17 protein-coding genes are annotated in these 19,792 nt (G+C 57.5%); 11 read left to right on the forward strand and 6 right to left on the reverse strand.

The window, feature by feature from the left end:
- Positions 1-35 precede the first annotated feature (35 nt).
- Complete coding sequence (locus tag AC6I8V_RS06520) at positions 36-437, forward strand: H-NS family histone-like protein (RefSeq protein WP_497845076.1); 402 nt, start codon at positions 36-38, stop codon at positions 435-437.
- Positions 438-623: 186 nt separating this feature from the next.
- Positions 624-2,216, forward strand: a complete 1,593-nt coding sequence (locus AC6I8V_RS06525; RefSeq protein WP_497845077.1) for an ABC-F family ATPase — start codon at positions 624-626, stop codon at positions 2,214-2,216.
- Positions 2,217-2,329: 113 nt separating this feature from the next.
- Here the strand turns inward: AC6I8V_RS06525 and moeB are convergent, their stop codons facing one another.
- The 3 genes from moeB to AC6I8V_RS06540 all read right to left on the reverse strand — a co-directional run bounded on the left by moeB (position 2,330) and on the right by AC6I8V_RS06540 (position 4,835).
- Positions 2,330-3,085, reverse strand: coding sequence for a molybdopterin-synthase adenylyltransferase MoeB (moeB, locus tag AC6I8V_RS06530; RefSeq protein WP_497845078.1), 756 nt, complete (start codon positions 3,083-3,085; stop codon positions 2,330-2,332).
- Complete coding sequence (moeA, locus tag AC6I8V_RS06535; RefSeq protein WP_497845079.1) at positions 3,086-4,321, reverse strand: molybdopterin molybdotransferase MoeA; 1,236 nt, start codon at positions 4,319-4,321, stop codon at positions 3,086-3,088.
- 85 nt (positions 4,322-4,406) lie between these two features.
- Positions 4,407-4,835 carry a universal stress protein gene (locus AC6I8V_RS06540; RefSeq protein WP_497845080.1) on the reverse strand — a complete coding sequence of 143 codons (429 nt, stop codon included), beginning with the start codon at positions 4,833-4,835 and terminating at the stop codon, positions 4,407-4,409.
- Between the two features lie 238 nt (positions 4,836-5,073).
- On the opposite strand from AC6I8V_RS06540, the gene AC6I8V_RS06545 reads away from it, so the two are divergent.
- The 5 genes from AC6I8V_RS06545 to gsiD all read left to right on the forward strand — a co-directional run bounded on the left by AC6I8V_RS06545 (position 5,074) and on the right by gsiD (position 11,411).
- Entirely contained in the window at positions 5,074-6,033 is a 960-nt protein-coding gene (locus AC6I8V_RS06545; RefSeq protein ID WP_497845081.1) for an isoaspartyl peptidase/L-asparaginase family protein, read from the forward strand.
- Positions 6,034-6,042: 9 nt separating this feature from the next.
- Positions 6,043-7,899, forward strand: a complete 1,857-nt coding sequence (gsiA, locus tag AC6I8V_RS06550) for a glutathione ABC transporter ATP-binding protein GsiA (RefSeq protein ID WP_497845082.1) — start codon at positions 6,043-6,045, stop codon at positions 7,897-7,899.
- 69 nt (positions 7,900-7,968) lie between these two features.
- The gene (gene gsiB / locus AC6I8V_RS06555) at positions 7,969-9,504 is read left to right on the forward strand and encodes a glutathione ABC transporter substrate-binding protein GsiB (protein WP_497845083.1); all 1,536 of its coding nucleotides are present in this window, start codon (positions 7,969-7,971) and stop codon (positions 9,502-9,504) included.
- 71 nt (positions 9,505-9,575) lie between these two features.
- Complete coding sequence (gene gsiC / locus AC6I8V_RS06560) at positions 9,576-10,496, forward strand: glutathione ABC transporter permease GsiC (RefSeq protein ID WP_497845084.1); 921 nt, start codon at positions 9,576-9,578, stop codon at positions 10,494-10,496.
- Positions 10,497-10,505: 9 nt separating this feature from the next.
- Positions 10,506-11,411, forward strand: coding sequence for a glutathione ABC transporter permease GsiD (gene gsiD / locus AC6I8V_RS06565; RefSeq protein WP_497845085.1), 906 nt, complete (start codon positions 10,506-10,508; stop codon positions 11,409-11,411).
- A 167-nt stretch (positions 11,412-11,578) separates the two neighbouring features.
- Here the strand turns inward: gsiD and AC6I8V_RS06570 are convergent, their stop codons facing one another.
- Together AC6I8V_RS06570 and rimO are read right to left on the reverse strand one after the other, a co-directional pair.
- Entirely contained in the window at positions 11,579-13,237 is a 1,659-nt protein-coding gene (locus tag AC6I8V_RS06570) for a methyl-accepting chemotaxis protein (protein ID WP_497845086.1), read from the reverse strand.
- A gap of 137 nt (positions 13,238-13,374) precedes the next feature.
- On the reverse strand, positions 13,375-14,700 hold the full coding sequence (gene rimO, locus AC6I8V_RS06575) for a 30S ribosomal protein S12 methylthiotransferase RimO (RefSeq protein WP_497845087.1): 1,326 nt from the start codon (positions 14,698-14,700) through the stop codon (positions 13,375-13,377).
- Positions 14,701-15,006: 306 nt separating this feature from the next.
- Here rimO and AC6I8V_RS06580 point away from each other — a divergent pair, with 306 nt between their 5' ends.
- The 3 genes from AC6I8V_RS06580 to AC6I8V_RS06590 all read left to right on the forward strand — a co-directional run bounded on the left by AC6I8V_RS06580 (position 15,007) and on the right by AC6I8V_RS06590 (position 17,637).
- Positions 15,007-15,642, forward strand: coding sequence for a carbonic anhydrase (locus AC6I8V_RS06580; RefSeq protein WP_497845088.1), 636 nt, complete (start codon positions 15,007-15,009; stop codon positions 15,640-15,642).
- 118 nt (positions 15,643-15,760) lie between these two features.
- Positions 15,761-16,417: a DUF3313 domain-containing protein gene (locus AC6I8V_RS06585; protein ID WP_497845089.1), complete on the forward strand. Its 657-nt coding sequence runs from the start codon at positions 15,761-15,763 to the stop codon at positions 16,415-16,417.
- 83 nt (positions 16,418-16,500) lie between these two features.
- Positions 16,501-17,637: a PQQ-dependent sugar dehydrogenase gene (locus tag AC6I8V_RS06590; protein WP_497845090.1), complete on the forward strand. Its 1,137-nt coding sequence runs from the start codon at positions 16,501-16,503 to the stop codon at positions 17,635-17,637.
- On the opposite strand, the gene AC6I8V_RS06595 is transcribed toward AC6I8V_RS06590, so the two are convergent.
- The gene (locus tag AC6I8V_RS06595; RefSeq protein ID WP_497845780.1) at positions 17,638-18,294 is read right to left on the reverse strand and encodes an HAD family hydrolase; all 657 of its coding nucleotides are present in this window, start codon (positions 18,292-18,294) and stop codon (positions 17,638-17,640) included.
- 278 nt (positions 18,295-18,572) lie between these two features.
- Between AC6I8V_RS06595 and AC6I8V_RS06600 the strand changes: the two genes are divergently transcribed.
- Positions 18,573-19,778 carry a serine hydrolase gene (locus tag AC6I8V_RS06600; protein ID WP_497845091.1) on the forward strand — a complete coding sequence of 402 codons (1,206 nt, stop codon included), beginning with the start codon at positions 18,573-18,575 and terminating at the stop codon, positions 19,776-19,778.
- The last annotated feature ends 14 nt before the right edge of the window (positions 19,779-19,792 follow it).

Below are 19,792 nucleotides of genomic sequence, written 5' to 3' on the forward strand. Positions count from 1 at the left end.
CAGTTTATTTAAACCCCTTAAGCAAGGACATTGTGATGAGTGACGCATTTAAAGTTCTGAACAACATTCGCACATTACGTGCACAGGCTCGTGAACTGCCACTGACCGATCTGGAAGAAATTCTGGAAAAATTAACCGTGGTAGTGACTGAGCGTCGTGAAGAAGTACAAGCTGAAGAAGCACAGAATCGCGAAAAAGAAGAGAAACTGTCTAAATACCGCGAAATGCTGCTGGCTGACGGCATCGATCCTAACGAATTACTGGGTGCGCTGGAAACCGGTAAAAAACGCGCTAAGCGTGCGCCGCGCCCGGCAAAATATTCTTACACTGATGAGAACGGCGAAGTGAAATCCTGGACCGGCCAGGGCCGTACCCCAGCTGCCATTAAAAAGGCGCTGGACAGCGGCAAAAGCCTGGATGATTTCCTGATCAAATAAGCTGCACAATCCTTGTAAGCGGGAGCCGGAGGTGGATGTCACCTCCGGCTTTTTTATTTCTGTATTGGCAACAACACGCTGCCGCGCAAACCGCAGGTCCGGCAGGCGCAGAGGTGGCGTCCGGGTGCCTGCTTCTGGCATAATGCCCGCTGTTTTTTCCTCCACTGCGTAACAAAGGTCAATGCCGTGTTAGTTTCCAGCAATATCACCATGCAGTTCGGCAGCAAGCCGCTGTTTGAGAATATCTCCGTTAAATTTGGCGGCGGTAATCGTTACGGTTTAATCGGTGCGAACGGCAGCGGTAAATCGACCTTCATGAAAATACTGGGCGGCGACCTGGTGCCATCGGCGGGAAATGTTTCCCTCGACCCGAATGAGCGTATCGGTAAGTTGCGTCAGGACCAGTTTGCGTTTGAGCAATATAGCGTGCTGGACACCGTCATTATGGGTCACCATGAATTATGGACCGTCAAGCAGGAGCGTGACCGTATATATGCTTTGCCGGAAATGAGCGAAGAGGAAGGCTATAAAGTCGCCGACCTTGAAGTGGAATACGGTGAGATGGATGGTTACAGTGCCGAATCCCGCGCAGGGGAGTTATTACTGGGTGTTGGCATTCCGGTTGAGCAGCATTACGGCCCGATGAGTGAAATTGCTCCCGGCTGGAAATTACGTGTGTTGCTGGCGCAGGCATTATTTGCCAATCCGGATATTCTGTTGCTCGATGAACCGACCAACAACCTGGATATTGACACCATCCGCTGGCTGGAGCAGGTACTGAACGAACGCAACAGTACCATGATCATCATTTCGCATGACCGTCATTTCCTGAATATGGTTTGTACGCATATGGCGGATCTCGATTATGGCGAACTGCGCGTTTATCCGGGTAACTATGACGAATATATGACCGCGGCGACCCAGGCGCGTGAGCGTTTATTATCGGATAACGCGAAAAAGAAAGCGCAAATTGCCGAGCTGCAATCCTTCGTCAGCCGTTTTAGCGCTAACGCCTCTAAATCACGTCAGGCGACTTCACGCGCCAAACAGATTGATAAAATCAAACTGGATGAAGTGAAAGCCTCCAGCCGTCAGAACCCGTATATCCGTTTCGAGCAGGATAAGAAACTGTTCCGTAATGCGCTGGAAGTGGAAGCCATCACCAAAGGTTTTGATAACGGTCCGCTGTTTAAAAACCTCAATCTGCTGTTGGAAGTGGGCGAGAAAATGGCGGTGCTGGGTGCCAACGGTATCGGTAAAACCACGCTGCTGAAAACGCTGGTGGGTGAACTGACGCCAGACAGCGGCACGGTGAAATGGTCAGAGAACGCGCGCATCGGTTATTACGCGCAGGATCACGCGGCAGATTTTGCTGATGACCTGACGGTGTTTGACTGGATGAGCCAGTGGAAGCAGGACGGCGATGACGAGCAGGCGGTGCGCGGCATCCTCGGTCGTCTGCTGTTCAGCCAGGACGACATCAAAAAGCCAGCGAAGGTGCTGTCCGGGGGTGAGAAGGGCCGGATGCTGTTTGGTAAACTGATGATGCAGAAACCGAACATTCTGATCATGGACGAACCGACCAACCACCTCGATATGGAGTCGATTGAATCGCTCAATATGGCGCTGGAGATGTATGAAGGCACGCTGATCTTCGTTTCACACGACCGTGAGTTTGTCAGCTCGCTGGCAACCCGTGTGCTGGAGATGAGAGGCGATCGCCTGGTGGACTTCACCGGCAACTACGAAGATTATCTGCGTAGCCAGGGGATTGTGTAAGGCTGCATGGATACGGTGCGCATCAATGCGCTGGCGTTTCATGCATACATCCAAACGGTGCGCATTAATGCGCACCCTACGGTGTAGGGTCGGCATTGATGCCGACCAGCCCATCACTTCACCCCGCACACCTCGCAATGCGCATCCTGCGCCACCTTCATATTACGGAACTCCGCGCTGAACGCATCGTACATCAGCAGCCGTGCGCTGGCCGGTGTGCCAAATGCTGCCAGCACTTTTAACGTCTCCATCGCCTGCAATGAACCCATCACCCCAACCAGCGGCGCCATCACGCCTGCCTCGACGCAGCTCAGCGCCTGTTCGCCAAACAAGCGGCTGATGCAGCGATAGCAGGGCGTGCCGGGCTGCCAGGTAAATACGCTAAGCTGGCCTTCCATGCGGATGGCGGCGGCAGAAATCAGCGGCACCTTGTGCTGCCAGCACAGACGGTTGATCTGTTCACGGGTACTGACGTTATCGGTGCAATCCAGCACCGCATCGTGCCGGGCAATCAGCGCAGCCAGGGCGTCATCGTCGAGCCGGGCATTGATCGCCTCCAGCTGACAGTGCGGATTGATCGCCGCCAGTTGCTGCGCCGCCGAATCCACCTTGGCCCTGCCGAGAGTGTCGTCGTGATGCAGGATCTGGCGTTGCAGATTACTCAGCGCGACGGTATCGAAATCGAGCAGCGTCAGCTGGCCGACCCCGGCCGCCGCCAGGTAAGGCGACGCGGCACAGCCGAGACCGCCAAGGCCGATCACCAGCACGCGTGCGGCTTTCAGCCTCTCCTGACCGTCAAAATCGAAGCCGCGCAGTACGATCTGCCGGTTGTAGCGCAGCATCTCTTCATCGCTCAGCTCGGCGTGCATTTATCCCTCCAGCAAACTGTTGAACGGCTCGACCTCAACCCATTCGCCAGCCTCAACATCGCCGCGCTCACGCTCCAGCACGATAAAACAGTTGGCTAAGGCAAAAGAGCTGAATACGTGGGAGCCTTGCGGGCCGGTGCTGCGCACTTCTATCATGCCATCCTCGCCGCGACTAAAGATGCCGCGTTGAAAATCGAGTCGTCCGGGGGATTTTTTCAGCCGCTGCGCCGCGCGTGCGCGCAAACGCGGAGGCATGATGCGGGTTTTCTGCCCGGTCAGCGTGGCCAGCAGCGGCTGCACCAGCTGATAAAAAGTGGCGGCGGCGGAAACCGGATTGCCGGGCAGGCCGCAGAACCAGCTGTTGGCCAGGCGGCCAAAGGCAAAGGGTTTGCCGGGTTTGATGGCCAGCTTCCAGAAGGTAATGGCGCCCAGCTCCTCCAGCATCGCTTTGGTGAAATCGGCTTCACCCACCGACACCCCGCCGGTGCTGATCACCACGTCAGCCTGACGATCGGCTTCGCTAAAGGCCTGGCGCAGTGCCTCTGGATCGTCCGCAATCACTCCAAGATCGATCACTTCACAGCTGAGTTTGTTGAGCATCAGCCGCACGGTGAAGCGGTTGGTATCGTAGATCTGCCCGGCAGCCAGCGGCTGGCCCACCGCCTGCAATTCATCGCCGGTGGAGAAGATTGCCACGCGCAGTTTGCGCAGCACGCTCACTTCGGCAATGCCGAGCGAAGCGAGCAGCGGCAGCTCCGCCGCACCCAACCGCACGCCCGCATCCAGCACCTGCTTGCCGGCCTGAATATCTTCGCCGCTGCGACGGATATGCTGCCCGGCGCTGACCGGCGCAGTGATCACAATGCCGTCGTCACGTTGTTCAGTCTCTTCCTGCATCACCACCGCGTCACAGCCCGCAGGCACCGGCGCCCCGGTCATAATGCGCACCACGCTGCCAGCGGGCCACTCGCCGCTGAATGGCGCACCGGCGAAGGCCTTACCGGCCACCGGCAATACGCGCTTGTCGCTCAGGTCGGCCAGCCGCACGGCATAACCGTCCATCGCGGCATTATCAAACGGCGGCACATCCAGCGGCGAGAGTACCGGCGCAGCGGTGATGCGTCCGGCTGCTTCAAACAGCGGCACCTGGAGTGAGTCGGTAATCGGGGTGAGTTGCGCCAGCATTTTTTGCTGCGCGTCTTCGAGGGAGATTAAGCCTGCGGTAAAAGGTTCCATGTCCATATCAGCCTGGTTATGTCAGATGCCGTCTATTATGGTGGCATTTGTCCGCCGAGTCACATGCGGGCAAATGCCCGTCACCCTATTCGTATGGCAAATGTTTAATCAGCACATCAATGCTTAATCGGTTGATGTACTCCATTGATTTTGAGGTAAGGACACCCATAAAGCGGTTGCGGTGTCCGGCAATCACTAAATCGATATGTTTTTCCGCAATGCATTTTGCAATATCGTTAAAGCGGTGCAGAGTGACCAGCTGGTAGCATTTAATCGGCATGGTTACGCTGGCTGCGAGCTTACTCATCAGCGCTTTCGCCCGGATAACCTCGTCCGATACCACATCGTTCATCAGGCTGTCCGCGGCATAGTTCATTTCCCGGTAGTCATCGCTAATGTGCGCCAGCGTAATGGTCATTTGCAGTTGCTCAGCCAGCGTGACGGCCTCGCTGAGCAGCAGTGCGCCATCTTCTTTACCCTGAACCAGCACCAGGGCATGGGTATAACTGTTCATAGGTAGCTCCGGCATCATCTTTGCAGTGAGTATAGTGTTCTGCACCTGCGTAACCGGACACCGCTCACGCTTTTGTCAAACTTAAAGGCATAAACCACAATAAAAGGTTATGACCCGGCAGCACAGTTTCTGCTTTACAAGGCTGGATGGCCTTTCTATAGTCGAAAATTGCCAAAAAATAATGAAAACCATTCTAAATCAGTGTTTTTGGTTCGGATTCCTTGACAGGGTAATGGGTATGACTAAAGCAGTAATCGCCATTCACGGCGGTGCGGGAGCGATCACCCGCGCGGCGATGAGCGCCGAAAAAGAACAGTATTATCGTCAGCAACTGGCGGCGATTCTCGCGACCGGTCAGCAAATTCTTGCCGACGGCGGCAGCGCGCTGGATGCGGTGACCGAAGCGGTACGCCTGCTGGAAGAGTGTCCGCTGTTTAACGCCGGTAAAGGCGCGGTGTTCACCCATCAGGGGACGCACGAACTCGACGCCAGCATTATGGATGGCCGCACCCTGGATGTCGGCGCGGTGGCGGGGGTTAACCGTATCCGCAATCCTATCCTTGCGGCGCGCGCAGTGCTGGCAGCCAGTCCGCATGTGATGTTTATCGGCGCAGGCGCAGAAGCCTTTGCGCAGCAGCAGGGGCTGGAACAGGTCGAGCCGGATTACTTCTCCACACCGGAACGCTGGGAGCAGCTGCAACGCGCGCTCAGCAGCCAGCAGATGGTGCTGGACCACGATGGCGCCGCGCAGAGCGACGACCCGCTGGACCCCGATCGTAAATTCGGCACCGTGGGAGCGGTAGCGCTCGATCTGGATGGCAACCTGGCGGCGGCCACCTCCACCGGCGGCATGACCAATAAACAGGCCGGGCGTGTGGGTGATTCACCGCTGGTGGGCGCGGGCTGCTACGCCAGCAACGACAGCGTCGCGGTCTCCTGCACCGGCACCGGCGAGGTCTTTATCCGCACGCTGGCGGCTTACGATGTGGCGGCGCAGATGCGCTATGCCGGACGTTCGCTGCAACAGGCCTGCGCCAGCGTCATCCACGATAAAGTGCAGGAGCTGGACGGCAGCGGCGGGCTGATTGCCGTCGATTGTCACGGTAACGTGGCGCTGCCATTTAACAGCGAAGGCATGTACCGCGGATTCGCTTACGTCGGTGGCGAGGTAGAGGTAGCCATTTACCGCGACAGCTAAGGAGCAGGCATGACGGATCGAAAGCTGCAATTGGCCGACGAACAGGTTCTGGCAGTCCGTGACCTGAACGTGCGGTTTCAGCATGAAGGACGTATCACTGAAGCGGTGCGTCAGTTGTCTCTTGATCTGCATCGCGGCGAGACGCTGGCGCTGGTGGGGGAGTCGGGTTCCGGTAAATCGGTCACTTCACTGGCGCTGATGCGGCTGATTGAGCAGGCGGGCGGCGACGTCAGCGGCGAGATCACCCTGCGGCGGCGTAACGGCGAGTTGCTGGATGTGATGCAGGCCTCGGCCAGCCAGATGCGCCGCGTACGCGGTGCCGACATGGCGATGATCTTCCAGGAGCCGATGACCTCGCTTAACCCGGTGTTCACCGTGGGTGAGCAGATCGCCGAATCGATCCGACTGCATCAGGGCAAAAGCCATCAGCAGGCGCTGGCGGAAGCGCGGCGTATGCTGGATCTGGTACGTATCCCCGAAGCGCAAAACGTGCTGACGCGCTATCCGCATCAGCTCTCTGGCGGGATGCGTCAGCGCGTGATGATCGCCATGGCGCTCTCCTGCAAACCGGCGTTGTTGATTGCCGATGAACCCACCACGGCCCTCGACGTCACCATTCAGGCGCAGATCCTGCAACTGATTCGCGTGCTGCAAAAAGAGATGCAGATGGGGGTGATTTTCATCACCCACGATATGGGCGTGGTCGCCGAGATGGCCGATCGCGTGCAGGTGATGTATCGCGGCGATGTGGTCGAGCGCGCGCCGGTGCAGCAACTGTTTGACCAGCCGCAGCAACCCTATACCCGCGCGCTGCTGGCTGCCGTCCCAAGGCTGGGCGCGATGAGCGGGCAGGCATTTCCCGCCAAATTCCCGTTGCTGCATAACGATGGCCGCACCGAAGTGCAGACGCCGCAGGACACGGTACGTCATGATCGCCCGCCGATTTTGCAGGTGCGCGATCTGGTGACGCGCTTCGATATTCGCGGCGGTTTGCTCAATCGGGTTAAACGCCGCGTTCACGCGGTGGAGAAGGTCAGTTTTGATCTCTACGCCGGAGAGACGCTGGCGCTGGTGGGGGAGTCGGGCTGCGGTAAATCCACCACCGGGCGTTCCCTGCTGCGTCTGGTCGCCAGCCAGGGCGGCACCATCACCTTTGATGGGCAGCGTATCGACGCGTTGCAGGGACGCGCGCTGGCGACGCTGCGCCGCGATATTCAGTTTATCTTTCAGGACCCTTACGCCTCGCTCGATCCCCGTCTGACGGTGGGATTTTCCATTATGGAACCGTTGCTGGTGCATCGGGCGATGAGCCGCCGCCAGGCCGAGCAGCGCGTCGCCTGGCTGTTGGAGCGGGTCGGGCTGCTGCCGGAACACGCGCAGCGCTACCCGCATGAATTTTCGGGTGGTCAGCGTCAGCGCATCTGCATTGCGCGCGCGCTGGCGTTAAATCCCAGAGTGGTGATCGCCGATGAATCGGTCTCGGCGCTGGACGTGTCGATACAGGCGCAAATCATCAACCTGATGCTCGATTTGCAGCGCGAATTCGGCATCGCGTTTCTGTTTATTTCCCACGATATGGCGGTGGTGGAACGCATCAGCCATCGTGTGGCGGTGATGTATCTCGGACAAATTGTGGAGATGGGGCCGCGTCAGGCGGTGTTTGAGCAGCCGCGCCATCCCTATACCAAAAAACTGATGGCCGCGGTGCCGGTGGCCGATCCGGCGCACCGGCGCCGCGAGCGGGCGTTGCTGGTGGATGAAATCCCCAGCCCGATTCGTCCGCTGGGCGATGAGCCGGAAGTGGCGCCATTACTTGAGGTGGCGCCGGGGCATTTTGTCGCCCGCCACGCCATCAGCGGCACCTGAATAGCAGCAACTCATCCGCGTCACCAGGCGGTGTCGCGTACAGACAGGGACTACAGGAGAATGATAGCGATGCACAATTTTATGCGTAAAGGGGTTATCACTGCCGGGTTGTTAAGTTCGGCGCTGGCGCTACCGGCCTGGGCGGCGAAAGATGCGGTGATTGCCGTGGCTTCAACGTTCACCACGCTTGACCCTTACGATGCCAACGACACGCTGTCGCAGGCGGTGGCGAAATCTTTCTATCAGGGATTGTTCGGTTTCGATAAAGATATGAAGCTGACCAATGTGCTGGCGGAAAGCTATCAGGCCAGCAGCGATGGTCTGACCTACACCATCAAACTGCGCCCGAACGTCAAGTTCCAGGATGGCACCGATTTCAACGCCGAAGCGGTTAAAGTTAACCTCGATCGCGCCAGCAACCCGGATAACCATCTCAAGCGCTACAACCTGTTTAAGTACATTGCCACCACCGAAGTGGTTGATCCCACCACGGTAAAAATCACCCTGAAGCAGCCGTTCTCAGCCTTTATCAATAACCTCGCCCATCCGGCGGCGGTGATGATTTCTCCCACCGCGCTGAAAAAATATGGCAAGGATATTGGTTTCCACCCGGTCGGCACCGGCCCGTTCGAATTTGTGACCTGGAACCAGACCGACTTCGTTAAGGTGAAGAAGTGGGACGGTTACTGGAAGAAAGGCTACCCGAAACTCGACAGCATCACCTGGCGTCCGGTGGTGGATAACAACACCCGCGCGGCGATGTTGCAGACCGGCGAAGCGACCTTCGCCTTCCCGGTGCCGTTTGAGCAGGCCAAACTGCTGGAGAAAAACAGCAAGCTTGATGTGGTCACCACGCCGTCGATTATGCAGCGTTATATCAGCCTGAACGTGACCCAGAAACCGTTCGACAACCCGAAGGTGCGTGAAGCGCTGGAGTACGCCATCAACCGCCAGGCGCTGGCGAAAGTGGCGTTTGCCGGTTATGCCACCCCGGCGACCGGCATCGTGCCGCCTGCTATCGACTTTGCGCAGAAATACCCGGCCGTTGCCTACGATCCGGCGAAAGCGCGTGAATTGCTGAAAGAAGCGGGTTTCCCCAACGGTTTCGAGACTACGCTGTGGTCGTCGCATAACCACAGCACTGCGCAGAAAGTGTTGCAGTTCACCCAGCAGCAGCTGGCGCAGGTTGGCGTGAAAGTGAAAGTCACGGCGATGGATGCCGGTCAGCGTGCGGCTGAAGTGGAGAGCAAAGGCCAGAAAGAGAGCGGCGTGCGGATGTTCTACACCGGCTGGTCGGCCTCTACCGGCGAAGCTGACTGGGCGCTGACGCCGCTGTTCGCCACCACTTCATGGCCGCCAGCCATCTTTAACACCGCGTTTTACAGCAATCCGCAGGTGGATAAAGATCTGGCCGACGCGCTGAAAACCACCGATCGCGACCAGAAGGCGAAGCTGTACAAAGATGCTCAGGATCGTATCTGGAACGATCATCCGTGGATTCCGCTGGTGGTGGAGCAGCTGCTCTCTGCCAACAACAAAAATCTGAGCGGTTTTTACGTCATGCCTGATACCTCATTCAGTTTTGATGAGGCTGACCTGAAGTAACCGATACCCGGAACGATAACGGGTAGATAAGGCCAGCCTTCAGGGCTGGCCATTGCCGTGCAGGACGATGAATGCTGAATTATTTTCTCAAACGATTACTGGGACTGATCCCCACGCTGCTGATTGTGGCGGTGCTGGTGTTCCTGTTTGTGCATCTGCTGCCGGGCGATCCGGCGCGCCTGGTGGCCGGGCCGGAAGCGGATGCGTCGGTGGTGGCGCTGGTGCGCCAGGAACTGGGGCTGGATCAGCCGCTGATTAAGCAGTTCTGGCATTTTATGCTGAATGCGGTGCAGGGCGATTTTGGTCAGTCGATGGTATCGAAGCGTCCGGTTTCCAGTGAAATCGCCTCACGCTTTTTGCCGACCCTGTGGCTGACGCTCAGCAGCATGGTGTGGGCGGTGCTGTTCGGCATGGCGATTGGTATCGTCTCGGCCGTGTGGCGTAACCGCTGGCCGGACCGTATCGGCATGACGCTGGCGGTTTCCGGCATCTCGTTTCCCGCCTTTGCCCTCGGTATGTTGCTGATGCAGGTGTTTTCCGTCGATCTCGGCTGGTTGCCGACCGTCGGCGCCGACAGCTGGCGACATTATATTCTGCCGTCCATCACCCTCGGCGCCGCCGTGGCGGCGGTGATGGCGCGCTTCACCCGCGCCTCGTTCGTCGAGGTGATGCAGGAAGATTATATGCGCACCGCGCGCGCCAAAGGGGTGCGCGAATCGCTGGTGGTAGTGAAGCACGGGCTGCGCAACGCGATGATCCCGGTAGTCACCATGATGGGGCTGCAATTTGGCTTTCTGCTCGGCGGCTCGATTGTGGTGGAGGTGGTGTTCAACTGGCCCGGCCTTGGCCGTCTGTTGGTGGATTCAGTGGAGATGCGCGATTACCCGGTGATTCAGGCCGAGGTGCTGCTGTTCTCGCTGGAGTTCATTCTGATTAACCTGATTGTCGATATGCTGTACGCGGCGATCAACCCGGCTATTCGCTACAGGTAAGGAGTCGCAATGAAAAACTGGCGACGCGAAGCGGCATTGAAAACCATGCCGATGATGACGGAGAACCGGGTACGCACACCGTGGCGCGAATTCTGGCGGCGTTTTCGCCGACAGCACGTTGCGATGCTGGCCGGAGTGTTTGTGCTGCTGCTGATTGTGGTGGCGTTTGTTGCCCCGTGGATTGCTCCGTTCGATGCGGAAAACTATTTTGACTACGACCGGCTGAATGAAGGCCCGTCATTAATCCACTGGTTTGGCGTTGATTCGCTCGGACGCGATATCTTCAGCCGGGTGCTGGTGGGGACGCGTATCTCGCTGATTGCCGGGTTTTTCTCGGTGGCGATTGGTACGGTGATCGGCACGGTGCTGGGGCTGCTGGCGGGTTATTACGAAGGCTGGTGGGATCGAATCACCATGCGCGTGTGCGATGTGCTGTTTGCCTTTCCCGGCATCCTGCTGGCGATTGCCGTGGTGGCGATTATGGGCAGCGGCATGAGTAACGTGATTGTCGCGGTGGCGATTTTCAGTATCCCGGCGTTTGCGCGTCTGGTACGCGGCAATACGCTGGTGCTGAAGCATCAAACCTATATTGAATCGGCGCGAAGCATTGGGGCAACGGACTGGACCATCATCATGCGCCATATTCTGCCGGGGACGGTGTCGTCGATCGTGGTGTATTTCACTATGCGCATCGGCACCTCAATTATCACCGCCGCCAGCCTGTCGTTTCTCGGCCTTGGCGCGCAACCGCCGACGCCGGAGTGGGGCGCGATGCTGAATGAGGCGCGGGCCGATATGGTGATTGCGCCTCATGTGGCGATTTTCCCCAGCCTGGCGATTTTCCTGACCGTGCTGGCGTTTAATCTGTTGGGAGATGGGCTGCGCGACGCGCTGGACCCGAAGCTGAAAACCTGAGGGCAGTAGAAGGGTGCGCATAAATGCGCACCCTACACGTAGGGTCGGCATTAATGCCGACCGTTTTAATACCGGTTCAGATTTTATGCCGACCGTTTTAATACCGGTTGAGATTTTATGCTGACCGTTTTAATGGCGGTTGAGATCTTATGCCGCCCCGGCTTTTATCAGAACGTCTCCCAGTTATCGTTACCGCTCACCGCAGCCGCGCGGGGGGCAGCGATAGCTTTCGTCTGACGCACCAGCGGCGCGGCAGCCGTGACCTGACGCACGCCGGTATTAAAACGTGCCACCGCCGCCGCCAGGCGGCTGGCCTGCTGCTCCAGCGAGACGGACGCATTGGCGGATTCCTGCACCAGCGTGGCGTTCTGCTGGGTCACGCGATCCATTTCGTTCACCGCCTGGCCAATCTGGTCAATACCGCGACTCTGCTCATCCGAGGCCGAGGCGATCTCGCCCATAATGTCGGTGACGCGGGTTACGGCGCTGACGATCTCCTGCATGGTGTCACCGGCGCTGCCGACCTGCTGTGAACCGAGGTTCACGCGCTGCACCGAGTTTTCAATCAGCAGTTTGATCTCTTTCGCCGCCTGGGCGCTGCGCTGGGCAAGGTTACGCACTTCGCCAGCCACCACGGCAAATCCACGTCCCTGTTCCCCGGCGCGCGCCGCTTCCACCGCGGCGTTCAGCGCGAGGATATTGGTCTGGAAGGCGATGCCATCGATCACGCTGGTGATATCGGCGATCTTTTTCGAACTGTCGGCAATGTCGTGCATGGTTTTCACCACACCGGCGACCACATTGCCCCCCTTGTCGGCGGTGTCGGAGGCTGTTTTTGCCAGTTGCGTAGCCTGACGGGCGTTATCGGCATTCTGCTTCACCGTCGCGGTAAGCTGTTCCATGCTGGCGGCGGTCTCTTCCAGCGAGGCGGCCTGTTGCTCGGTACGTGAGGAGAGATCGTTGTTGCCGCTGGCGATTTCGCTGACGCTGCTGAAAATCGCGTCGGCGCTGTCCCGCACGTTGCTGACGGTGCTCAGCAGCGCCTGCTGCATATGGTTAAGGCTGGCGGCCAGCGCGGCCATTTCGCTATGGCCTTCCACCTGTAAGGTGGCGGAAAGGTCGCCTTCGGCAAAGCGTTCCATCTGCTTTTGCAGCTGCTTCATCGGCGTCAGCAGAATGTGGCGCACCAGTACCCACACCGCCACCAGCATCAGGACCACCACCACCGCTATCACCGCCACCATCACCATCATGTGATGGTAGGTGCTTTGATTGCCGGCGCTGGCCTTGGCCAGCAGCTGCACATTCTGCGCACGCCACTCTTTGTAGGCGGCTTCAAGATCGTCCTGCGCCTGCTGGGCATCAAGATTGCCGTAGGAAGGATAATCGTTGGCTTTAAGAAACGCCGCGGATTGCTGCATCAGATCGGCCATCGCGCTAAATTTTGCCTCAACCAGCGTGGCTGCGGCATCGCTTTGGCCTGCAATGCGCGGCAGGCTTTTATACTGGTCAAAGTGCTGGCGCGCTTCGTCGAGTGAGGCACCTGCCGCCACCAGTAATTGATCGATTGCCGCCAGCGATGCCGCATCGGTCTGTTTCTTCAGGATGCGGATGGCAACGCGGTTAATGGTGACGCGGGTTTTCACCAGCGTTTGCCAGCCGTCGGCCAGTTCGCGCTGCTGATGGGATAATTGATCGCTGGTGGTGAAGTTACGCTGACCGGCGATCAGCGAGGTTAAAAACAGCGAGCCGGAAACGGCCTGCATGGCTGTAAAGACCACCAGAATGACGATGATGGCGGTCACGACTTTCATTCTTTTCAGCATCCGGATATCTCTTTGAGGAAGGGCGTGTAAAGAGGTTATCGGTGTAAAAGAAGGACGCTTTACTGTCGCAGGAAAATAATTACCACGTAAAATAATGTGCAGATGTTTCCCCCATGACGGGCATGGGGGAGGAGAGATTAAACCCGGCTACCCCACAGGTCATACTCATCGGCGTGCTCGACTTTAACGCGCACCACATCGCCGACTTTCACCTGACGGTCGCCGTTCAGATAGACCGCACCGTCGATTTCCGGCGCATCGGCCATGCTGCGGCCCACGGCACCTTCTTCGTCCACTTCATCGATGATCACCAGAATTTCGCGACCGATCTTCTCCTGCAGGCGCTCTGCGGAGATCTGCTGTTGCAGCTGCATAAAGCGTTCGAAGCGCTGCTGTTTCACCTCGTCCGGCACCTGGTCCGGCAGCTGGTTGGCAGTGGCGCCTTCAACCGGGCTGTACTGGAAGCAGCCGACGCGGTCGAGACGCGCTTCTTTCAGGAAGTCGAGCAGCATCTGGAAATCTTCTTCGGTTTCACCGGGGAAGCCGACGATAAAGGTGGAACGCAGCGTCAGTTCCGGGCAGATTTCACGCCAGCGCTTGATGCGCTCCAGCGTACGTTCAACGGCACCCGGACGCTTCATCAGCTTAAGAATACGCGGGCTGGCGTGCTGTAACGGAATATCCAGGTAGGGCAGGATTTTGCCTTCCGCCATCAGCGGGATCACATCATCCACATGCGGATACGGATAGACATAGTGCAGACGCACCCAGACGCCGAGCTTCGCCAGCTGCTCGCACAGGCTGACCATGCTGGTTTTCACCGGCGAACCGTTCCAGAAACCGGTGCGGTGCTTCACGTCCACGCCATAGGCGGAGGTGTCCTGCGAAATCACCAGCAGCTCTTTAACGCCGGCTTCCACCAGGCGTTTGGCTTCGTCGAGCACCGCGCCAATCGGACGGCTGTCGAGATCGCCACGCATTGACGGGATGATGCAGAAGGTGCAGCGATGGTTGCAGCCTTCAGAAATTTTCAGGTAGGCGTAATGGCGCGGCGTCAGCTTCACACCCTGCTCAGGCACCAGGCTGAGGAACGGATTGTGTTCCGGCTTCGGCACATAATGATGAACGTGCGACAGCACCTGCTCATAACTGTGCGGGCCGGTAATCTCCAGCACCTTAGGATGCACTTCGCGGATCTGATCCACTTTGGCACCGAGGCAACCGGTGACGATCACTTTGCCGTTTTCGTTCAGCGCTTCACCAATCGCTTCCAGGGATTCCTGCACGGCGCTGTCAATAAATCCACAGGTGTTAACGATGACGATCTCCGCATCATCGTAGCGTGGTACCACGTCATAGCCTTCAGTGCGCAGTTCCGTCAGGATGCGCTCAGAATCGACGAGGTTTTTTGGGCAGCCGAGTGAGACAAAGCCCACGCGAGGAGGATTGGTGACATGGCTCATAAGAATAATAATTCATCATAATTAGTGTGGATAGGGGTGCGATTGTACAGGGGTCCGCGGTGAAATTGTATAGTCTGATGTAAGGCCAGAATGCATAATTTTTGCCAGACTATTGAAGCGCGCGGCGACGCGTCAGGCGGCGAAACAGCGACGCCTGAGGTGCTGACAGGGTTGTCTTCAGCGGGCGATTTTGCTTAAATGCCCGGTTGGAACTTGTAAGTTACTATCGATACTGGAAAAAATACGCAGTGCTGACGGTGAATCCTTCACTGGCGGGGCAGAAGTGGATAATGTGAGAGCAGAGAAATGCAAGAGATCATCAAAGGTTTTCTGAGTTTTCAACAGAATGTGTTCCCTGAAAGGAAGGATCTTTTCAAAAGCCTGGCGTCCAACCAAAATCCCAAAGCCCTGTTTATCTCCTGCTCAGATAGCCGTCTGGTGCCGGAACTGGTGACGCAGCAGGAGCCGGGACAGCTGTTTGTGATCCGTAACGCGGGCAACATTGTGCCGTCGTTCGGGCCGGAGCCGGGCGGTGTATCCGCGACCATCGAATATGCGGTAGTGGCGCTGGGCGTGACCGAAATCATCATCTGCGGCCACTCCAACTGCGGTGCGATGAAAGCGATCGCCGAATGTTCCTGCATGGACACCATGCCAGCGGTTGAACACTGGCTGCGCTATGCTGATGCAGCGCGCGCGGTGGTCGAAGGCAGAAAGTACGACTCCCCGGAAATGAAGCTGACCGAGATGGTCAAAGAGAACGTGATCGCCCAGCTCAACAATATCAAAACACATCCTTCGGTAGCGGTTGCGCTGCGTAAAAAGGCGCTGCGCCTGCATGGGTGGGTTTACGATATTGAAAGCGGCAAGATCATGGCGCTGACCAAAGGCGGCGACGCCTTTATTTCGCTGTCTGAAAATCCGGAAACCTGCTTCGAATAATCCTGCTAACCACCTGCGCCCGCAGGTGGTTATCTTTCACACTTCATTAAATTTTCTCACCTTTTATCATCGCCACAACTAAGCTTGAGAAGCAATTACCTCTCATAAGGGCTCACCTATGCGTTCACTTGTTTGTGTTCCTGTGTTGACGCTGGCATTGCTGGCGACGGGCTGTACTTCTCATGTGGCTGATAAAAAACAATATTCGGGCTTCCTCGGTGATTACAGCCAGCTGCAACCGACGCAGTCACCCAGCGGTAAGCCGACGTTACGCTGGATTTCACCTGATTATCACAGCGCAAATTACTCCGCCGTTGTTTACACGCCAGTGGTCTTCTATCCCGCCGCGCATCCTACGGCGCGTATCAGCCAGGAGACGCTGGACGGAATACGGCAATATACCGATCAGCAGCTGAAAACCGCGATTACCGTGCACAAACCCATCGTGACCCGCAAAGGACCGAAGACCCTGGTGGTGCGAAGCGCCATCACAGCGGTGACGGCGGAGGACGAAGGCGTCCAGTTCTATGAAGTGGTGCCGATTGCGGCGGTCGTGGCCAGCACCATGGCGGCCACCGGGCATCGTACCCAGAATAGCGCGCTGTTCCTGGAAGTGGAGGCCAGCGATGCAGAGACGGGCAAGCCTTTGATCAAAGTGGTGCGTAAAGCCTTTGGCAAAAACCTGCCGAATAGCGGCACACCTATCACCCTTAACGACCTGCGTCCGGGCATTGATGAGATGGTGCGTGATGTGGTGGCGTTCTCGGTCCCCTGAGGGCCAGATCTTTTGTAAATCCTGCACCTCCTTTTTTACCGGCTGACTACCCTTAACGTCTGACTGTGAAAAAGGAGAAGCCCATGCGTTTGTTGCGAGCCGCGCTGCTTTTAGGTAGCGCGCTGAGCTGTTCCCTGCCAGCCCTGGCGGCGGATGTGCAGGTCCAGGTTTTACAGGATAAGCTGGATCATCCCTGGTCGGTGGCGTTTCTGCCCGACAATCACACCCTGTTAATCACCGAACGATCGGGCCAGCTGCGCAGCTGGCAGCCGGGTAAAGGCTTGTCCGCGCCGATTGGCGGTGTACCGAACGTATGGGCGCACCGTCAGGGCGGGCTGCTGGATGTGGCGCTGGCGCCTGACTTTGCCAGCAGCCGCCGCGTGTGGCTGAGCTATACCACCGCCGACGAGGCGGGCCATGCCGGTGGCGTGGTCGGCTATGGACGCCTGAGCGAGGATAATCGCCAGCTGACGGGTTTTAAGGTGGTGCTGGAGCAAACGCCGAAGCTTTCCAGCGGCGCCAATCTCGGGACGCGGCTGGCGTTCGATCGCGCCGGCTTTCTGTGGATCAGCTTCGGTGACAACTTTGCCAGCAGCAGTGCGCAGGATCTCGACAAACTCTCCGGAAAAATCGTGCGTTTAACCGCTGACGGCCAGATCCCGCCGGATAACCCGTTCGTAAGCCGTCAGGGGGCCAGAGGCGAGATTTGGGCCTATGGCGTGCGCAATCCGCAGGGGCTGGCGCTCAATCCGTGGACGCAGCAGATGTGGGAGAGCGAACACGGTCCGCGCGGGGGCGATGAAGTGAACATCCCGGAAAAAGGGAAAAACTACGGCTGGCCGCTGGCGACCTGGGGCATTGATTACAGCGGGCAGAAAGTGCCGGAATCCAAAGGGGGCGAAGTGCCGGGCACCGAACAACCGGTATTCTACTGGAAGGTTTCGCCTGCCGTCAGCGGTATGGCGTTCTACAACAGCGCGCGTTTCCCGCAGTGGAAAAATTCGCTGTTTATTGGTGCGCTGAAGGAAAAAAGCCTGATCCGCTTGCGGGTGAATGGCGAAAAAGTGGTGGAGGAGCAGCGCCTGCTGACTCAGCGTGGTGAGCGCATTCGCGATGTTCGTCAGGGGCCGGATGGCTTTTTGTATGTGCTGACCGACGAGAGCAACGGCAAGCTGCTGAAAGTGGGGCTGGCGGAGAGCGCCAGCGCCACACGCGGGTAATTAACGCACCCAGTTACACACTTCCCAGCCGCGCTGCTGTGCTTCCTGTTGCAGCAGCGTGTCCGGATTGATCACCCAGGCGTGATCGGCATGGGCCAGCAGCGGCAAATCATTCATCGAGTCGCTGTACGCCCAGGTGCGGTCGAAGCGGCTATCCTGCTGCAACGCTTTCCAGTCCCCCAGCCGCGTCACTTTGCCTTCTTTATAAGTCATGGTGCCGTAGGTCTGGCCGCTGTAACGGTCATCAACAATCTCCACGCCGATAGCCAGCGCGCCATGTACGCCGAGGCGTTCAGCAATCGGCACCGCCAGATGTTCGCCACTGGCGGTGATGATCATCACCGTGTCGCCGCGTTGCTGGTGCCAGCGGATACGTTCGCGTGCGGCGGGAAACACGCGCGGCATAATGTCGCGGTGAATAAAACGCCGTACCCAGCCAGACACCGTCATGGTCGCCAGGCCGGCCAGCGGGGCGAGCGTGGTATTCATATATTCTTCAATCGAGAGCGTTCCGGCGTGGTATTGGGTCATTAGCGACTGTTCTTCGCTAATCAGGGCATCGGGGGCAAAACCCTGCGAAACCAGCCAGCGCAGCCACAGGCTGGTGCTGTCTTCACAAATCAGGGTTTCATCCAGATCGAATACGGCTAAGTCCATCATGATTCTCCTCAGGCTGACTGAAATCAGGTTAGCGGAAATTTGTGACTGGCTTAACTGATCTGCGAAAAATCGGAATTTCTCGCAATTTTTCACAACTGGCGACAGATCAAAGCTGGCAGCGCATCAGGGTTGGTGCCAGGGTTACTCTAATAAACTCTATAAAACTTTACGGTTTGACGGTTTTTTTCGCAGGCGCGAACCGTTAGCGTTTTGGTCTACGTGCGTCTTGCTGGCAAAGAACCACGATTTAACAAGGACAACATCTGGTTACGCTCATGAGAAAACTCGCTATCGCTTCTGCCTGGCGGCCTTTGGCTGCATCCTCTTTATTATTACTGCTGGTTCCGGTTTCTGCCCTGGCCGAGGAGGCGCCTGCTGCGCCGCAGCTCGATGCCAAAGCCTGGATTTTGATGGACTACAACAGCGGTAAGGTGCTGGCGGAATCGAACGCCGATCAGCGCCTCGATCCCGCCAGTCTGACCAAAATGATGACCAGCTATGTGGTGGGTCAGGCGCTGAAGGCCGGTAAAATCCACAACGACGATTTGGTCACCATCGGCCAGGATGCCTGGGCGACCGGTAACCCGAAACTGCGCGGGTCGTCGCTGATGTTCCTCAAACCCGGTGACCGCATCCCGGTGTCAGAACTCAATAAAGGCGTGGTGATCCAGTCCGGTAACGATGCCTGTATCGCGCTGGCCGACTATGTGGCAGGCAGCCAGGATTCGTTTATCGGCCTGATGAACAACTATGTAAAAGCCTTCGGCCTGCAAAACACCCACTTTATGACGGTGCACGGGCTGGATGCGGAAGGGCAGTACAGTACCGCGCGCGATATGGCGATTATTGGCCAGGCGCTGATCCGTGATGTGCCGGATGAGTATGCCCTGAATAAAGAGAAAGAGTTCACCTTTAATCACATCAAGCAGATGAACCGTAACCGTCTGCTGTGGAGCAGCAACTTAAACGTCGACGGTATCAAAACCGGCCATACCTCAGGCGCGGGCAATAACCTGGTGGCCTCGGCGACTGACGGCGATATGCGGCTTATCTCCGTGGTGCTCGGCGCGCAGACCGACGCGATTCGCTTCCGCGAGAGTGAAAAGCTTCTCACCTGGGGTTTTCGTTTTTATGAAACCGTCACGCCGATCAAATCCGATAAGCCCTTTGCACAGCAGCGCGTCTGGTTTGGCGACCGCAGCCAGGTGAATCTTGGCGTGGCTAAAGATGCCGCTATCACCATCCCGAAAGGGCAGATGAAAAACCTGAAGGCAAGTTTCACCTTAACCTCGCCGCAGCTGGAAGCGCCGCTGAAGAAAGATCAGGTGGTTGGCACCATTGATTTCCAGCTGGATGGCAAAACCGTGGAGCAGCGCCCGCTGGTGGTGATGGAAGATGTGCCTGAAGGCGGCTTTATTGGCCGTATCTGGGATTTCATTATGATGAAATTCAACAGCCTGTTCGGTAAGTGGCTTAACTAGTCAGCTTCGCTGCC

The sequence above is a fragment of the Pantoea sp. X-Soil-TKNS-1207 genome, from assembly GCF_059730485.1.

Coding starts and splice junctions, on each gene's coding strand:
- AC6I8V_RS06520 (WP_497845076.1), top strand. CDS start 36: ATGAGTGACGCATTTAAAGTTCTGAACAACATTCGCACATTACGTGCA.
- moeB (WP_497845078.1), bottom strand. CDS start 3,085: ATGCACGCCGAGCTGAGCGATGAAGAGATGCTGCGCTACAACCGGCAG.
- moeA (WP_497845079.1), bottom strand. CDS start 4,321: ATGGAACCTTTTACCGCAGGCTTAATCTCCCTCGAAGACGCGCAGCAA.
- AC6I8V_RS06540 (WP_497845080.1), bottom strand. CDS start 4,835: ATGAACAGTTATACCCATGCCCTGGTGCTGGTTCAGGGTAAAGAAGAT.
- AC6I8V_RS06545 (WP_497845081.1), top strand. CDS start 5,074: ATGACTAAAGCAGTAATCGCCATTCACGGCGGTGCGGGAGCGATCACC.
- gsiA (WP_497845082.1), top strand. CDS start 6,043: ATGACGGATCGAAAGCTGCAATTGGCCGACGAACAGGTTCTGGCAGTC.
- gsiB (WP_497845083.1), top strand. CDS start 7,969: ATGCACAATTTTATGCGTAAAGGGGTTATCACTGCCGGGTTGTTAAGT.
- gsiC (WP_497845084.1), top strand. CDS start 9,576: ATGCTGAATTATTTTCTCAAACGATTACTGGGACTGATCCCCACGCTG.
- gsiD (WP_497845085.1), top strand. CDS start 10,506: ATGAAAAACTGGCGACGCGAAGCGGCATTGAAAACCATGCCGATGATG.
- AC6I8V_RS06570 (WP_497845086.1), bottom strand. CDS start 13,237: ATGCTGAAAAGAATGAAAGTCGTGACCGCCATCATCGTCATTCTGGTG.
- rimO (WP_497845087.1), bottom strand. CDS start 14,700: ATGAGCCATGTCACCAATCCTCCTCGCGTGGGCTTTGTCTCACTCGGC.
- AC6I8V_RS06580 (WP_497845088.1), top strand. CDS start 15,007: ATGCAAGAGATCATCAAAGGTTTTCTGAGTTTTCAACAGAATGTGTTC.
- AC6I8V_RS06585 (WP_497845089.1), top strand. CDS start 15,761: ATGCGTTCACTTGTTTGTGTTCCTGTGTTGACGCTGGCATTGCTGGCG.
- AC6I8V_RS06590 (WP_497845090.1), top strand. CDS start 16,501: ATGCGTTTGTTGCGAGCCGCGCTGCTTTTAGGTAGCGCGCTGAGCTGT.
- AC6I8V_RS06595 (WP_497845780.1), bottom strand. CDS start 18,294: ATGGACTTAGCCGTATTCGATCTGGATGAAACCCTGATTTGTGAAGAC.
- AC6I8V_RS06600 (WP_497845091.1), top strand. CDS start 18,573: ATGAGAAAACTCGCTATCGCTTCTGCCTGGCGGCCTTTGGCTGCATCC.